Source organism: Micrococcus sp. ACRRV (genome assembly GCF_022346985.1).
Lineage (GTDB): Bacteria > Actinomycetota > Actinomycetes > Actinomycetales > Micrococcaceae > Micrococcus > Micrococcus porci.
Genome location: NZ_JAKRNH010000059.1, coordinates 1 through 15,253, shown reverse-complemented (window position 1 = coordinate 15,253; position 15,253 = coordinate 1). Strand labels below are relative to the sequence as shown.

Annotated in this window: 13 protein-coding genes; 6 read left to right on the top strand and 7 right to left on the bottom strand. The window is 75.2% G+C overall.

Going from position 1 to position 15,253, the window contains the following annotated elements; genetic code table 11:
* Both MHY29_RS07615 and MHY29_RS07610 read left to right on the top strand, forming a co-directional pair.
* A partial coding sequence (locus tag MHY29_RS07615) for an alkaline phosphatase (protein ID WP_239239672.1) occupies nucleotides 1–1,516 on the top strand: 1,516 nt, incomplete at its 5' end.
* A 264-nt stretch (nucleotides 1,517–1,780) separates the two neighbouring features.
* Entirely contained in the window at nucleotides 1,781–3,079 is a 1,299-nt protein-coding gene (locus MHY29_RS07610) for a dicarboxylate/amino acid:cation symporter (protein WP_239239670.1), read from the top strand.
* Between the two features lie 82 nt (nucleotides 3,080–3,161).
* On the opposite strand, the gene MHY29_RS07605 is transcribed toward MHY29_RS07610, so the two are convergent.
* A complete protein-coding gene (locus MHY29_RS07605; protein ID WP_239239668.1) occupies nucleotides 3,162–4,280 on the bottom strand; it encodes a DUF4190 domain-containing protein in 1,119 nt (372 codons plus the stop codon).
* Between the two features lie 116 nt (nucleotides 4,281–4,396).
* Here MHY29_RS07605 and MHY29_RS07600 point away from each other — a divergent pair, with 116 nt between their 5' ends.
* The 3 genes from MHY29_RS07600 to MHY29_RS07590 are packed head-to-tail and all read left to right on the top strand — an operon-like array spanning nucleotide 4,397 to nucleotide 8,206.
* Nucleotides 4,397–6,166, top strand: a complete 1,770-nt coding sequence (locus MHY29_RS07600) for a bifunctional 3'-5' exonuclease/DNA polymerase (RefSeq protein WP_239239665.1) — start codon at nucleotides 4,397–4,399, stop codon at nucleotides 6,164–6,166.
* Between the two features lie 26 nt (nucleotides 6,167–6,192).
* On the top strand, nucleotides 6,193–7,476 hold the full coding sequence (locus MHY29_RS07595; RefSeq protein WP_239239662.1) for an NAD(P)/FAD-dependent oxidoreductase: 1,284 nt from the start codon (nucleotides 6,193–6,195) through the stop codon (nucleotides 7,474–7,476).
* A gap of 25 nt (nucleotides 7,477–7,501) precedes the next feature.
* Nucleotides 7,502–8,206 (top strand): ZIP family metal transporter, encoded by a 705-nt coding sequence (locus tag MHY29_RS07590; RefSeq protein ID WP_224356696.1) that lies wholly within the window; start codon nucleotides 7,502–7,504, stop codon nucleotides 8,204–8,206.
* Between the two features lie 49 nt (nucleotides 8,207–8,255).
* Here MHY29_RS07590 and MHY29_RS07585 read toward each other — a convergent pair whose 3' ends face one another.
* The 3 genes from MHY29_RS07585 to MHY29_RS12485 are packed head-to-tail and all read right to left on the bottom strand — an operon-like array spanning nucleotide 8,256 to nucleotide 12,182.
* Nucleotides 8,256–10,649, bottom strand: coding sequence for an excinuclease ABC subunit UvrA (locus MHY29_RS07585; protein WP_239239659.1), 2,394 nt, complete (start codon nucleotides 10,647–10,649; stop codon nucleotides 8,256–8,258).
* Nucleotides 10,650–10,702: 53 nt separating this feature from the next.
* A complete protein-coding gene (locus MHY29_RS07580) occupies nucleotides 10,703–11,140 on the bottom strand; it encodes a VOC family protein (RefSeq protein ID WP_239239642.1) in 438 nt (145 codons plus the stop codon).
* 22 nt (nucleotides 11,141–11,162) lie between these two features.
* Complete coding sequence (locus tag MHY29_RS12485) at nucleotides 11,163–12,182, bottom strand: GNAT family N-acetyltransferase (RefSeq protein WP_370643478.1); 1,020 nt, start codon at nucleotides 12,180–12,182, stop codon at nucleotides 11,163–11,165.
* Nucleotides 12,183–12,212: 30 nt separating this feature from the next.
* Here MHY29_RS12485 and MHY29_RS07565 point away from each other — a divergent pair, with 30 nt between their 5' ends.
* Nucleotides 12,213–12,752 carry a DUF3253 domain-containing protein gene (locus tag MHY29_RS07565; protein WP_239239639.1) on the top strand — a complete coding sequence of 180 codons (540 nt, stop codon included), beginning with the start codon at nucleotides 12,213–12,215 and terminating at the stop codon, nucleotides 12,750–12,752.
* A gap of 50 nt (nucleotides 12,753–12,802) precedes the next feature.
* On the opposite strand, the gene MHY29_RS07560 is transcribed toward MHY29_RS07565, so the two are convergent.
* From MHY29_RS07560 to MHY29_RS07550, 3 genes are all read right to left on the bottom strand, one after another.
* Nucleotides 12,803–13,630 (bottom strand): FAD:protein FMN transferase, encoded by an 828-nt coding sequence (locus MHY29_RS07560; protein ID WP_239239636.1) that lies wholly within the window; start codon nucleotides 13,628–13,630, stop codon nucleotides 12,803–12,805.
* Nucleotides 13,630–13,827 (bottom strand): hypothetical protein, encoded by a 198-nt coding sequence (locus MHY29_RS07555; protein WP_239239633.1) that lies wholly within the window; start codon nucleotides 13,825–13,827, stop codon nucleotides 13,630–13,632. The genes MHY29_RS07560 and MHY29_RS07555 overlap by 1 nt, the downstream gene beginning before the upstream one ends.
* A 25-nt stretch (nucleotides 13,828–13,852) precedes the next feature.
* On the bottom strand, nucleotides 13,853–15,253 hold a 1,401-nt coding region (locus MHY29_RS07550; protein WP_370643477.1), incomplete at its 5' end, for a ferric reductase-like transmembrane domain-containing protein.

Below are 15,253 nucleotides of genomic sequence, written 5' to 3'. Positions count from 1 at the left end.
CCACACCCCCGGTGGCCTGGTCGCGTCCCGCCTGACGCTGCCGTCCGGCGTCGCCACCGGCGACGTCACCTCGAACTCGGCCGTGCTGTGGGCGCGCTCGTCCGGCCGTTCGCGTCTGCACGCCACGCTGCGCGCGGTCGACGAGGACGGGAAGGTGCTGCGCGGCCGCTTCGCTCGCGGGCTGACCCTGCGCTCCGGCTGGGTCGACGGGGCCACCGACCACACCGCGAAGATCCTCGCGGACACGCTGCCCTCCGGCACCCGCTTCGAGGTGACGTACGCGTTCGAGGACGAGGCCGGCCGCCTGGGCGAGTCGGCCGTGGCCCGCTTCACGACGGCGCCCGGCGCGCGGTTCGGCCGGAAGACCTCCGCCGCCCAGTCCTTCGTGTGGACCGCGGACACCGCGGGGCAGGGCTACGGCATCAACCCGGAGATCGGCGGCATGCGCGGCTACGCGGCGATGCACGCCACGCAGCCCGACTTCTTCCTGCACTCCGGCGACACGATCTACGCGGACAACCCCATCCCGGAGACCCTCGAGGTGGCCGGCGAGCCCACCTGGCGCAACCTCGTCACGGAGGAGACGTCCAAGGTCGCCGAGACGCTGAACGAGTTCCGCGGCCGCCACCGCTACAACATGATGGACGACAACCTCCGCGCCCTGTACGCGGACGTCCCCGTCATCGCCCAGTGGGACGACCACGAGACGACCAACAACTGGTGGCCGGGCGAGGTCCTCGAAGACCCGCGCTACACCCAGGTCCGTGACGTGGACACGCTGGCCGCCCGCGCCCGCCGCGCGTGGCAGGAGTACATGCCGATCGCCGACTCCACGGCCCTGCGCCGCGGCTCCGGCTTCGAGCCCGCCCGCATCTACCGCAGGATCCCCCGCGGCGCGACGCTCGACGTGTTCGCCCTGGACATGCGCACCCACAAGGGTGAGAACACCCCGGGTCTCGAGACCCACGAGACCCCGATCCTGGGCGAGGAGCAGCTGCAGTGGCTCATCCACGGGCTGCGGGCGTCGACCGCCACGTGGAAGGTCATCGCCAACGACCTGCCTCTGGGCCTGGTCGTCCCCGACGGCACGGGCCAGGAGTCCCTGTCCAACGGCGACGACGGCGCCCCGCTGGGCCGCGAGCTGGAGATCGCCCGCCTCCTGAAGGCGATCAAGGACCACGGCGTGAAGAACGTCGTGTTCCTCACCGGCGACGTCCACTACTGCGCGGCGCACCACTACTCCCCCGACCGCGCGGCGTTCACCGACTTCGAGCCGTTCTGGGAGTTCGTGGCCGGCCCCATCAACGCCGGATCGTTCGGCCCGAACACGCTGGACGGCACCTTCGGCCCGCGCCTGGACTTCGAGGCGCACGGGCCGGTCATGGGCTCGCCGCGCTCCGGCGAGCACCAGTACTTCGGCCACGTCGAGATCCCCGAGGACGGCCGTGAGTTCCGGGTGCGTCTGATCAACGCGAACGGTCGCACCGTGTACGCGCGGACCCTGACGGCGGCCTGACCTGCCCAGGCACGCGTCCTTCGTGCCGCCCGGGGCAATGGTGAGGCGGCACTGGAGGGGGCCGCTCGGCGCTGCGCCGCACCTTCGGGCCGGACTCGGACGCGGCCACACTCGGCGCCGCGGCGGACGCGATCGTCGCCGCCGTCCACGCCGTGGGCGCCCTGCGCTGAGCCCCCGGGCGCGCAGCCCGTCCCGAGCGGATGGCCTCCGCAACAGTGGCGCGCGCGCCGCTCGGCGCGGGTGCGCGGCTCTAGGGTGTTCGGCATGTCGCACGCCGCCCCGTCCTCATCGGTCCCGCCCGCCCCGCCGTCGTCGTCTGCCACGGACGGCACCGCCGCGCCGGAGAAGGCCCCCCGCCGCGGCCTGCTCCGGCTGGGCCTGCTGCCGCGCGTCCTGCTGGGCATCGTGCTGGGCGTCGTCGTGGGCCTGGTCTCCCCCGAGTGGCTCACCCGGACCGCGGTGACCGGCACGTCCCTGTTCAGCGCGTTCCTCGGGTTCATCGTCCCCGTGCTGATCGTGGCGCTGGTGGCCCCGGCCATCGCCGAGCTCGGCCGCGGCGCGGGCAGGTGGCTGTCCGTCACCGCGGCGATCGCCTACGGCTCGACCCTCTTCGGCGGGTTCCTGTCCCTGGGGGTGGCGCTGGCGCTGTTCCCGCGGATCCTCACCCCGGGCTCGATCTCCGGCGTGACGGATCCCTCCGAGGGCGGGGCGGCGCCGTTCTTCGAGATCGCCATGGACCCGCCGTTCGGCGTCATGACGGCGCTGCTGCTGTCCTTCGTCCTGGGCATCGGCATGACGCTGATCCCCCGCGGCGTGCTCCAGCAGGGCTTCGAGGAGCTGCGGACCACCATCGAGCGCGTGGTCACCGGGATCGTCGTGCCCCTGCTGCCGTTCTACATCTTCGGCATCTTCCTCGCGATGGCCGCCTCGGGCGGCGTGTTCGAGGTGATCGGCACGTTCCTGGGCGTGATCCTCATCGTGTTCGCCCTGACCGTGGTCCTGCTGCTGGTGCAGTACGCGGTGGCCGGCGCCATCGCCCACCGCAACCCCCTCACCGCCCTGAAGGCCATGATGCCCGCCTATGCGACGGCGCTGGGCACCTCGTCGTCGGCGGCCACCATCCCCGTGACCCTGCGCCAGGTGGTCTCCCTGGGCGTGCGGCAGCCGATCGCGGCGTTCGTGGTGCCGCTGGCGGCGACCATCCACCTGGCCGGCTCCACGGTGAAGATCGTGGCGTTCTCCACCGCGGTCATCATCCTCACCGGCGGGCAGGTGGACGTGGGCCTGATGGTCGGATTCATCTTCATGCTCGGCATCACCATGGTGGCCGCCCCCGGTGTGCCGGGCGGGGCCATCGTGGCCGCCTCGGGCCTGCTCTCCTCGATGCTCGGGTTCACGGAGCCGCAGGTCGCGCTGATGGTGGCCACCTACATCGCCATCGACTCGTTCGGCACCGCCACCAACGTCACGGGCGACGGCGCGATCGCCCTGATCATGGACCGGATCGCCGGGGACCGGATCGCCGCCGACCCCGGTGTGGCCGAGGAGTCCCCGGCCGCCTGAGACCACGCCGGGACGACGACGGGCGCCGCCTCCGCGAGGAGGGGGCGCCCGTCGTGCGTGGCGGCCGCGGCGGCCGGACGGCTCAGTAGTCGCCGTAGCCGGCGTTGCAGTAGGCCGAGCTGGTGCCGGTCTCCTTCGCGACCGACCGGCCGTCGACGAGGATCTCGCACGTCACGTTCTGCGACCCGGTGTCCGTGACGTCCTCGGTGACAGAGATGCTGAGGGTCTCGCTGCCGGTGACCGAGTCCGTCACCGAGATCTGCTCGGCTGTGATGTCCTGGTCCCAGGAGCTGCCGCCGATCCGGTAGTTCACGGTGGCGTCGCCCTGATCCACGGTGGCGCTCAGCTCCACCTCGTGCGGCGCGTTCGCCTCGGAGGAGAGGGAGGCCCCGATCGAGGAGAGGGCCGGGCCGCCCTCCTGGACGGCGGCGGAGACGGCGGCGACCGTGAGGGCCGTGACGGCGATCGAGATCAGCAGGCCCAGCGCGCCCGTGACGATGCCCGCGATGGACATCCCCTTGGACTGGCCCCGGCGCAGGCCCAGGACGCCCGTGATGATCGCGGCCGCGCCGATCAGCACGCTGACCAGGCCGATGAACGGCAGGAAGCTGAGCAGCAGGGCGATGACGCCGCAGACGAGCGCGGCGATCGCCAGCCCGTTGGAGGCCGGGCGCGGCGCGCCCGCACCCGTCGCGTAGGCTCCCGGCTGCTGTCCGTAGGCGCCGTACCCGCCCTGGGGCTGGCCGTCGGCGCCGTAGGCCCCCGGCTGCTGCTGGCCGTAGGCGCCGGTCGGCTGAGCGTAGGGGCCCTGCTGCTCGTAGGAGCCGGGATGCTGGGCGCCGGCCCCGTACGCATCCGCCCCGTAGGCGCCCTGCGGCTGGCCGTGCGCACCGGCCTGCTGCGTTCCGGCGTCCTGGCCGTAGGCGGGCTGCCCGTAGGAGGGCTGCTCGTAGGAGGGCTGCTCGTAGGGGCCCGGGACGGCGCCGTCCCCGCCGGGGGTGTAGGCGCTGGAGCCGTGCCCGGTGCCCGTGACCGGCGTGTGGTCCGGCCAGCCGGCGGACGGGGGCTGGTCCGGCCAGCCGGCGGCGCCGGCCTCGGGTGCGCCCTCCTCGACGCCGTGGCGGGCAAACTCACCGGGGACGGCGCCGCCCCCGGTGTCCTCCGGACGGCGGGGGTCGTCGGGGTGCTGGTTCTCGGTCACGGGTCCCTCCAATGGTGTGCGAGCGGTCACAGCGAGCCGCTGACTCGAGTCTAGGCGGCGCACCGTCGCGGCACAGGGCTCGACCCCCGATGCGGGGCACGGGCGAGAATGGGCCGATGGTCATCGTCCTCGGCCCGGATCCCGCTCCCGGCACCCCGCCCGGGAGGTGGTGCGCCCTGGTCCTGCCCAACGACGCCGCCCCCTCCCCCGCGGATGCGTCGCCCGGTCAGGGGGACGGGGGACCCGTGGCCCGGTTCGCGCGGGACGAGCTGGCGGACGTGGTGCGGGCCCTGCCGGGGCGGCTGGGCGTGGACCCCGCCGTCGTGCGGTGGACGGTGGCCGACGCGGCCGAGGTCTATCCGGCGCTGCTGGCGGCGGGCGTGCGGTGGGACCGGTGCCGGGACCTCTCCCTCGGCCAGCGGATCCTCCGTGGGGCGGCCGCCGCCGGACTGGCGTACGCCCCGACGGTGGACCTGCCCGTCCACGAGCCCGAGGCCGAGGACCCGGCCACCGCCCGTCGGGCCCCCGGGCAGGGGGCCATGTTCGAGCTGGCCGGCCCCGAGCCCGCCCCCGACGCCGCGGCGCTCGCCCGGGAGCTGGCGGCCCAGCAGGCCGCCGTGGCGGCCTCGGCGCACCCGCACCGCCTGCGACTGCTCCTGGCGGCAGAGTCCCAGGGGGCGCTCGTCGCCGCCGAGATGCACCACGCCGGCCTGCCCTGGCGCGCGGACGTGCACGAAGCCCTCCTCGCCGAGCAGCTCGGCCCCCGCCCTCCGGAGGGGGCTCGCCCCGCCCGGCTCCAGGCCCTCGCCGAGCGGGTGGCGGCGACGCTCGGGTCCCCCGGGCTCAACCCGGACTCCCCGCCGGCGCTGCTGCGCGCCCTGCAGACCGCCGGGGTGACCGTCGACTCCACCCGCAAGTGGGAGCTCACCGCATGGGCGGACCAGGGCGGGGCGCAACGGCAGGCCCGGGAGGCCCTCATCGCCCCGCTGCTGGAGTACAAGGCCCTCTACCGGCTGTGGACCGCCCACGGCTGGCACTGGCTGGACACCTGGGCCCGCGACGGCCGGTTCCGTCCCACCTACCTGGTGGGCGGCGTCGTCACCGGCCGGTGGGCCGCCCACGGCGGCGGCGCCATGCAGGTGCCCTCGGGGGTGCGCGACGCCGTCCGCGCCGACCCGGGCCACGTGCTCACCGTGGCGGACGCCTCCCAGGTGGAGCCCCGCATCCTGGCCGCGATGTCTCGGGACGCCGCGCTCGCGGCGGCCGGCGCCACCCCGGACCTCTACCGGGAGGTCGCGGAGCAGGGCCGCTCCGCCGGCACCGCGCTGGACGACCGCTCCCGCGCGAAGGTGGCCCTGCTGGGGGCCATGTACGGGGCGACCACCGGCGACTCCGCCGCCCTGCTGCCCCACCTGCGCCGCCTCTACCCGGCCGCCCTCGCGATGCTCGAGGCCGCCGCCGACGACGGCGAGGCGGGCCGGCCGGTCCACACGTGGCTGGGGCGCACCTCCCCCGCGCCCGCGGAGCGCTGGCTCGAGCGCGTGGCCGACCGCTCCACCCGGGAGGCCGAGGCCCGAGCCCGCTCGCTGCGCCGGTCGGCGGGACGGTTCACCCGGAACTTCGTGGTCCAGGGCACGGCCGCGGAGTGGGCGCTGTGCTGGATGGGGCAGATCCGCGGCGGGCTCCACCGGGCGGGGCTGAGCACGGCCCTCGTGTTCTTCGTGCACGACGAGGTGGTGCTCCACGGACCCGCCGAGGAGGCCGGCGCCGTCGCCCGCATCGTCACGGAGGCGGCATCCCAGGCGGGTCGGCTGCTCTTCGGCGCCGCGCCCGTGGACTTCCCGCTCACCGTGGCCCAGGTGGAGTCCTACGCCCAGGCCAAGTGAGGGTTCCGTGGCCCATACTGGGGCGCATGGAGACCCCCTCTGACGTCATCGTCGTCGGCGCCGGCCTGGCCGGACTCGTCGCCGCCCGCACCCTCGCCGAGGCCGGCCTGAGCGTGCGCGTGCTGGAGCGCGAGGCCGAGGTCGGCGGGCGCCAGCGCACCCGCACCGTGGACGGCTTCGTCCTGGACCGCGGCTTCCAGCTGGTGAACCCCGCCTACCCGGAGCTGCCCCGGCACGCCGACGTCGACGCCCTGGGGCTGCAGCCCTTCGGTGCGGGCGTGCGGGTCCGCACGCGCCGCGGGCTCGCGCTCCTGGCCGACCCCCGCCGGGAGCCCCGGCTCGCCGCCCGCACCCTCCGCGACGGCGTCCGGCACGGCCTGCTCGACGCGCGGGAGCTCGCGGCGCTGTCCCGCTGGGCGGCGCCCGCCCTCGCCGCGCCGCGGGTGGCCAAGCACCGCATGGACGCGCCCCTCATCGAGGCGTGGGACCGGGCGGGCGTGCGGGGCCCGCTGCGCGATGCCGTCCTCGAGCCGTTCCTGCGCGGGGTGCTCGCCGACCCGGACCTTACGACGTCGTCCCGGTTCACGGAGCTGCTGGTGCGCATGTTCGTGCTCGGCACGCCGGGCGTGCCCGCCCGCGGCGTGGCCGCGCTGCCGGAGCAGCTCGCGGCCCGCGTCCGGGCCGCGGGGACGCGGGTGACCACGGGTGCGTCGGTGACCGCCGTGCGGCCGGCCGCCGACGGCGTCGTGGTGGACGTGGCCGGCGGCGCCCCGCTGCACGCCCGCGCGGCGGTGCTGGCGGTGGGTCCGGAGGCCTTCACCGGACTGCTCCCCGAGGCGGCCTCGGATCGCCTCCCCGTCCCCTCCCGAGGCCTGACCACCTGGTGGTTCCGCGCCCCCTCGGCCCCGGCCCGCGAGCGCTTCCTCGCCGTGGACGGCACCGGCTCCGGGCCGCTGGTGCACACCGCGGTGATGACGGCGGCGGCGCCGGGCCTCTCCCCGGACGGCACGCCGCTGGTGGAGGCCACGGCCCTGCTGGACCCGTCCGCCCCGGCCGTCACCGACGCGCAGGCGCGCGCCCACGCGGCGCGCATCTGGGGCGTCGACGCGTCCGACTGGGACCTGCTGGCCCGGGACGACGTCCCCTACGCCCTGCCCGTGCAGGCCGCCCCGCTGCGACTGCGGGCCGAGGCGCGGGTCGCCGAGCGCGTCTACGCCGCCGGCGACCATCGGGACACCGCCTCCATCCAGGGGGCGCTGGTCTCGGGCCGCCGCGTGGCCGAGCGGCTGCTGCACGAGCTGTCGCGCTGACCCGCGGGAGGACTACCCTGCGGGGGTGACCCAGATCCTCCTGTGGGGCGTCGTCTCCGCCTCCTCCCTGCTCCTCGGTGCCCTCCTCGCCCTCGCCCGCGACTGGCACCGACCCACCATCGGCCGCATCCTGGCGTTCGGCGCGGGCGCGCTCATCGCCTCCGTGTCCCTCGAGCTGGCGGAGGAGGGCGTGAACACCGGCGGCGCCGTCGCCGTGGGCGTCGGCCTGGCCCTCGGCGCGGCCGCGTACTTCACCGCCAACCGGGTCGTGGAACGCCGCGGCGGCGGCTCCGGCGGCGGCAGCGGCGCGGCCCTCACGGTCGGCGCGCTCCTCGACGGCATCCCCGAGCAGGTCGTCCTCGGCGTCGGCCTGGCCGCCGGCGGGGAGATCTCCCTGGCCCTGGTGGTGGCGATCTTCGTCTCCAACCTGCCCGAGGCCATCGGCTCCTCCGCGGACCTGCTGCGCGCGGGCAAGACCCGCCGCCACGTGCTCACGCAGTGGTCGGTCGTCACCGTGGTCTGCATCCTGGCCACGGTCGTCGGCGGCCTGCTCGCCGAGCTGGCGACGCCGGGCATGACCGCCGGCGTCCAGGGCTTCGCGGCCGGCGCCCTGCTGGTCATGCTCATCGACACGATGATCCCCGAGGCGCGCGAGCAGGGCGGCGAGACCGCGGGCCTCGTCACCGTGGTCGGCTTCGCGCTGGCCTGCGGGCTCTCCCTCCTGGGCTGAGCGCGCCGGCTGAGCGCGGGCCGGCCGAGCACCCGGCCTGCCCCGCTGCTCAGGCCCCCACGTACTCCTTCAGGTGCCGCCCGGTGAGCGTGGAGGCGTCGGCCACGAGGGCGGCCGGCGTGCCCTCGAAGACGATCCGGCCGCCGTCGTGCCCCGCGCCGGGACCCAGGTCCACGATCCAGTCCGCGTGGGCCATGACCGCCTGGTGGTGCTCGATGACCACCACGGACGTGCCGCCGTCCACGAGGCGGTCCAGGAGGGCCAGGAGCTGATCGACATCAGCGAGGTGGAGGCCGGTGGTGGGCTCGTCGAGGACGTAGACCTCGGCCCTCTCGCCCATCTGCACGGCGAGCTTGAGACGCTGGCGCTCGCCGCCGGACAGGGTGGTGAGGGGCTGGCCGACGGTCAGGTAGCCCAGGCCCACGTCCTGCAGCCGGCCCAGGACCTTCTGCGCCGCGGGCAGGCGCGCCTCCCCCTCGGCCACGTAGGCGGCGGCCTGGTCCACGGACATCTCCAGCACGTCCGCGATGCTGCGGCCGGCGAGGGTCAGCTCGAGCACCTCGGGGAGGAAGCGGCGGCCCTGGCACTCCTCGCAGACGCTCTCCACGCCGCCGAGCGTGGCCAGGTCCGTGTAGATCACGCCCGCGCCCTTGCAAGCCGGGCAGGCGCCGTCCGAGTTCGGGGAGAACAGACCGGGCTTCACGCCGTTGGCCTTCGCGAACGCCTTGCGCAGCGGCTCCAGCAGGCCCGTGTAGGTGGCCGGGTTGGAGCGGCGCGAGCCCGTGATGGGCGCCTGGTCGATCACGACGACGCCCTCCCGCCCGGTCAGGGAGCCGTGCACCAGGGAGCTCTTGCCCGAGCCGGCCACGCCCGTCACCGCCACGAGCACGCCCAGGGGGATGTCCACGTCCACGTCCTGCAGGTTGTGCTCGGAGGCCCCGCGGATCTCGACGACGCCGGTCGGCGTGCGGACCTCCCCCTTGAGGGCGGCCCGGTCCTTCAGGTGCCGGCCGGTGAGCGTGTCCGAGGCCGCGAGCTCCTCCACCGTCCCCTCGAAGGTGACCCGGCCGCCGTCGGCGCCGGCGCGCGGGCCCATGTCCACCACGTGGTCGGCAATCGCGATGGTCTCCGGCTTGTGCTCGACGACGAGCACCGTGTTGCCCTTGTCCCGGAGGTCGATGAGCAGCGCGTTCACGCGGGCGAGGTCGTGCGGGTGCAGGCCCACGGAGGGCTCGTCGAACACGTAGGTGACGTCCGTGAGCGCGGAGCCGAGGTGGCGGATCATCTTCACCCGCTGGGACTCGCCGCCGGAGAGCGTGCCGGTGGCGCGGTCCAGGCTCAGGTAGCCCAGGCCGATGCGCTCGAACGCGTCCAGCAGCTCCTGCAGACCGGCCACGAGCGGGGCGGCGGGGCCGGCGTCGAGGCCGCGGAGCCACGCGGCGGCGTCGGTGATCTGGAGGGCACAGACCTGGTCGATCGAGGCCCCGCCGAGGGTGACCGAGCGGGCGCGCTCGTTCAGGCGGGTGCCGTGGCAGTCAGGGCAGGTGCCGAACGCGACGGCGGACTCCACGAACCGGCGGATGTGCGGCTGCAGGGACTCGACGTCCTTGGAGAGCATGGAGCGCTCCATCTGCGGGATCAGCCCCAGGTAGGTGAGGTTGATGCCGTCCACCGTGATCGTGGTGGCCTCCTTGTGGAGGAGGGCGTCCAGCTGCCGCTGGGTGAACTTCTTGATCGGCGTGTCGACGGGGAAGAGGCCGGCGCCGCGGAAGATGCGCCCGTACCAGCCGTCCATCGAGTAGCCGGGGATCTTCAGGGCGCCGTCCTCGAGGGAGAGCTCCTCGTCGTAGAGCGCGGCGAGGTCGATGTCGCTGACCCGGCCGGTGCCCTCGCAGCGCTCGCACATGCCGCCGGTCACCGAGAACTCGCGCCGCTCCTTCACGGTGCGCCCGTTCTTCTGCGTGCTCACCGCGCCCGCCCCGGAGACCGAGGCGACGTTGAACGAGAACGCCTGCGGGGAGCCGATGTGCGGGGTGCCCAGCCGGGAGAAGAGGATCCGCAGCAGGGCCGTGGCATCGGTGGCCGTGCCCACGGTGGAGCGCGGGTTCGAACCCATCCGCTCCTGCCCGACGACGATGGCCGTGGTCAGCCCCTCGAGGACGTCCACGTCCGGGCGGGGCATGGCCGCCATGAACCCCTGCACGAAGGACGGGTAGGTCTCGTTGACCAGCCGCTGCGACTCCGCCGCGAGCGTGCCGAACACCAGGGAGGACTTGCCGGAGCCGGAGACCCCCGTGAACACCGTCAGCCGCCGCTTGGGCAGCTCGAGGGACACGTCCTGCAGGTTGTGGGTGCGCGCGCCGTGGACGCGGATCACGTCGTGGCCGTCGGCGGGGTGGGCGGTGTGCGGGGCGGGCGCGGCGGAGGCGTGCGGCGTGGGCATGCGCTCAGGGTAGCGACGCGGGCGGACGCCGCGGGGCCGCCCAGGTCAGGGGGTCAGCCCTCCCCCGTCGCCTGGGCCAGCATGACGACGATCCTACTGGGCCCGCGGACATAGGTGAGCCGGAACACGCCCTCGTAGTCGGCGACGCCGCGCAGCGGGGCGTAGCCGCGGCGGTCGCACGCGGCGAGGGCGGCGTCGAGGTCGTCCACCCGGAACGCCACGCGGTGCATGCCGATCATGTGCGGGAGCGTGTCCGGCGTCGGGAGGGCCTCCGGGTGCAGGTACTCGAACAGCTCGACGCCGGGGCCGCCGTCGGGCGCGGTGAGCAGGGCGATGCGCGCGTGGTTGCCGTCCAGGCCCACAGCGGTGTCCGCCCACTCCCCCTGCACCTCGTCCCGGCCGACGACGACGAGCCCGAGGCCCTGGAAGAAGTCGACCGCCTCCTCGAGGTCCTCGACGGCGATGCCCACGTTCTCGAACCGGATGCCCATGCGTCCAGCCTAGGCCCCGCCCTCAGCCGGCGAACCGCACGAACGTCCGGCCCGGGACGGGACCGCCTCCGCCGAACTGCCGGAACCCGCAGGCCTCGTAGAACGCCCGCTGGCCCGGCTCCTCATCGGTGATCAGCACCTGCTGGCGCACGTGGGCGAACGGCGCGAACACGGCGTCCAGCAGCTTTCCGGCGACGCCCTGCCGCCGGCGCTCCGGGTGCACGAGCACATCTTGGAGGTAGGCGATCGTGTGCCCGTCGGAGACCACCCGGGCCAGCCCCACCAGCTCCTGCCCCTCCCAGGCCGTCGCCACGCACGCGGAGCCCGCGACCCCCGCCGCCAGCGCGTCCGGGTTCCGCGTGTACGCGGTCCAGCCGACGGCGTCGTACAGGGCCCGGAGCGCCACGACGTCGGGGATCCGTCCCGTCACCACGGTGAGGTCCGCGAGCTCGGGGCGGGGCGCCGGCGGCTCCGGTGCCGACGCCTGCTCGCCCTCATGGTCGCCGCGCAGCAGGGCGAACCGCAGGGAGTCCCAGCGTCGTCCGTCCCAGGCTCGCGACTCCGGCACCCGCGCGCTCATCCGGAATCCGGCCCGCTCTGCCGCACCGGCCATCCGGGCGTTGCCGGACCACGTGGTGAGCGTGAGCACGTGGGCGTCCGTTTCGGTGAGCGTCGCCTCCGTCCAGGCCGCCAGCGCCCGGGTCCCGATCCCGCCGCCCCAGCGGGAGGGGTCGAACAGCAGGATGCCCAGCTCCCACCAGCCGCCGCCGGCGGGGGCCTCCTCGTGACGGGTGACCAGTCCGATCGCCGCCCCGTCCACGGTGACGATGCGGCGGTCAGCGTCGTCGGGCCATGGCGCGAAGGACCGGGCGAACGCGGCGCGGCCCATGGGCGCCGCCTGCTCCGCGGCGTGGAAGTAGGGCGCGTCCCACCGCTTCCACTCCGCGTCGGGCGTGCCGTGGATCCACGTCCAGAGGAACTCTTCGTCCCCGGCCTCCACGGGGCGCAGGGCGACGACGGGGGTGCTCCGATGCGTGTCCATGGGGAGATTCTGCCCGTAGAGTCCCCACCCATGACTGGAGAGCCGATCACTCCGTCCGATCCGGAGCACAGCGGTCCCGAACGCACTGGCCCGGAGCGCACCCCGGACGGGCACTTCATCATCGTCGACGGCCGCCGGTGGCGCGCCACGGACCCGGACATCCCGGAGGCCCTCCGCGCGGAGCTGGTGAAGGAGCTCATGGCCGCCCGGCGCCTCGTGAAGTCCCGCGGGGACGCCGCCCGTGTCCGCGTCCAGGACGCGAAGGTGGCCCTCGGCGAGCGCGGCGACCCCTGGTGGGAGCCCACCGAGCAGGGCCGCCGCCACCGGCTGGCCGCCGCCATGCGCACCCTGCTGCGGCAGCGGGGGGAAGACCGCACGATCTGCCCCTCGGACGCGGCCCGCGTCGTCGGCGGCGAGGACTGGCGCGACCTCATGCCCGTGGCCCGCGAGGTGGCCGGCACCCTGGCCGAGGAGGGCGTCGTCGTCGTGACCCAGAAGGGCGCGGCCGTGGACGTGGCCACCGCCCGCGGGCCCGTCCGGATCGCCGCGGGCCCGGCGCTGGAGACCTGACCTCACCCCGGGCACGCGGACGGGGCGGGACCGTGAGGTTCCCGCCGTCGTCACACCGTGCGGGAGACCACCCGGTAGGCGGCCCAGGCGGGGCCGGCGGCAGCCAGCGCCCCGGGATCCAGCAGGCTGGCGGTGGCCCACGCGTCCGCCCAGGTCAGGGTGGGGCCGAGGACGCTGACGGAGGTGAGCTGCGGCGTCGCCGGGGCGGGGTGCCCGTCCACCACGACGCGCGGGTCCATCACGTGGGCGCCGCGCGCGGCGGTCCCGGACGTGGCCAGGGCGCCCTCCACGAGCGAGACGACGACGGCCATCTGCCCGGGCCGCGCGGGATCCTCCACGCCGACCTCCCACGGGTCGCGGGGGCCGCCCGGTGTGACGCCCACGCGCACGTCGCCGGCCGCGTTCACGGCGTAGGAGATCCCGGGGACCCCGGCCAGCACCTGAGCCGCCAGGTCCCCCGCCCAGCCCTTGACGAGGCCGGTGGGGTCCCAGCCGCGGCTGCCGTCCGGGGCGGGCAGGTCGGTGGTGAACAGGCCGCCCGTGACGCGCTCGGACTCGTCGGTCAGGGCCCGGACCTCCGCCAGCCACGGATGGGCCGCGGCCGCGTCGAGCTCGCCCCGCCGCATGCGGAGCAGGTCGCTGTCCGTCCTCCAGGGGGAGAGGACGGCGTCGATCCGGTGCAGGAGGTCCCAGACACGCCGCACCGCGGCGGCGATGTCCGCGCGGCGCGGGTCCTCCGCGCGCACGTGCACGGAGACGGGCCCGCCCATGACCTGTTCCACGAACGCGCGCGTGCCCCAGGCGGGGGCGGCGGCATCGGCCAGGAGGTCCTCGACCGTCCCGGAGGTCAGGAACGACGGCAGCTGGGCGGCGTCCATCAGAGGTGCGCCCGGTCGAGGGCGGACTGGAGGCTCTGCTCGTACGCGGCCGAGGTGAAGCTCGCGCCGGAGACCATGTGCACGCTCGTGCCCTGGGAGGCGGTGGCGGACGCGTTCGGGTCGGTGGAGGTGTGGTAGCTGAACAGCAGGACGAGGCCGGCCAGCGCGGCCAGGAGCCAGGTGGTGATGCGGCGCATGGGAGGGGCCTTTCGGGGGATGGGGTCAGAAGGAGAAGCGCTCGTCGTGGATGCGCTCGGCGGGGACGCCGCCGCGGCGGGCCGCCCGGCGCACCAGGTCCATCCACGCGGGTGCGCCGCAGACGAACACGTCGTGTTCGGCGAGGTCGGGGCAGATCCGGCGCAGGGCGGTGACGTCGTCGACGTCCCCCGCGGAGGCGGGCAGCCAGCTGTCGGCGCCCGGGCGGCGGCGCCCCTCGAGGCGGATGTAGCGGGCGCCACGGGTGCGGGCGGCGGCCAGCAGGTCCGCGTGCAGGGTGGGGTCGTCGGGGTCGGACACGCGGTGGACCACGGTGATCTCCCCCGCGTCCGCGAGGAGGGACTCCAGGAGCGCCTTCATGGGGGTGATGCCGATGCCCGCACCCATGAGCAGGGCCTTGCGGCCGGTGCGGGCGCCGTCATGCATGCGCCCGTAGGGGCCCTCGACGAGCACCCGCGTGCCGGGGCGCATGTCCCACAGGCGGTCGGTGCCGTCGCCCACCACGGCGGCGGTGAACTGGAGGGTGCGGCCGTCGGGGGCGGCGGACAGCGAGTACGGGTGGGCCCGCGTCCAGCCCGGGCCGTCGAGGAACCGCCACTGGAAGAACTGCCCGCCGCGGGCGTGCAGCCGGTGGGCGCCCCGGCCGGCCACGGTCACGGTGACCGCGTGCGGCCCCGCGGCGGTCACGGACTGCACGCGCAGCCCTGCCCGGGCCGAGCACCAGAGGGGCAGCAGGGCGCGGAACACGACGACGGCGCCCGCCGTCACCGCCCAGAGGCTCCACCAGAACGCGGTGGCCACGGGCGAGGCCAGGAACTCCTGGCCGGTCCACAGCTGGTGCGGCAGCGCGAGGCCCGCACCGAGGTAGCCGTAGAGGTGGATCAGGTGCCAGGACTCGTACCGCAGCCGGGCGCGGGCGGCCTTGACGGGCGTCACGACCACCATGACCAGGGCGGCGGTGCCGGCGATCGCCAGGAGCATGCCCGGGTAGTCCACGGCGAAGTCGACGAGCGTGCCCCACAGGCCCGCGGGGGTGTCCCAGGCGTAGCCGGCGGTGATGAGCGCGAGGTGGGCGAACATCAGGGTGAAGGACGTGAATCCGACCCGGCGGTGCACGCGCGTGAGGCGATCTTGGCCCCATGCCTGTTCGACGAGCGGGACGCGGGCCATGAGGAACACCTGCGCCAGGAGCAGGGCGGAGGCGATCAGCCCGGTGAGCCGGCCCAGGGAGGTCAGCCCGGAACCGACGGCGGCGAGGTCCTGCACCCCTCCCCCGTGCACCCACAGGGCGGTGACCGCCAGCAGCACCAGCCACAGCAGCGAGCCGGAGGCGTCGCGCCACCAGGCGGGGATGCGCCCGGCGGGGCGGTCACGGATGCCGGCGGGGCCCGGTGCGGGCGTGAGGGG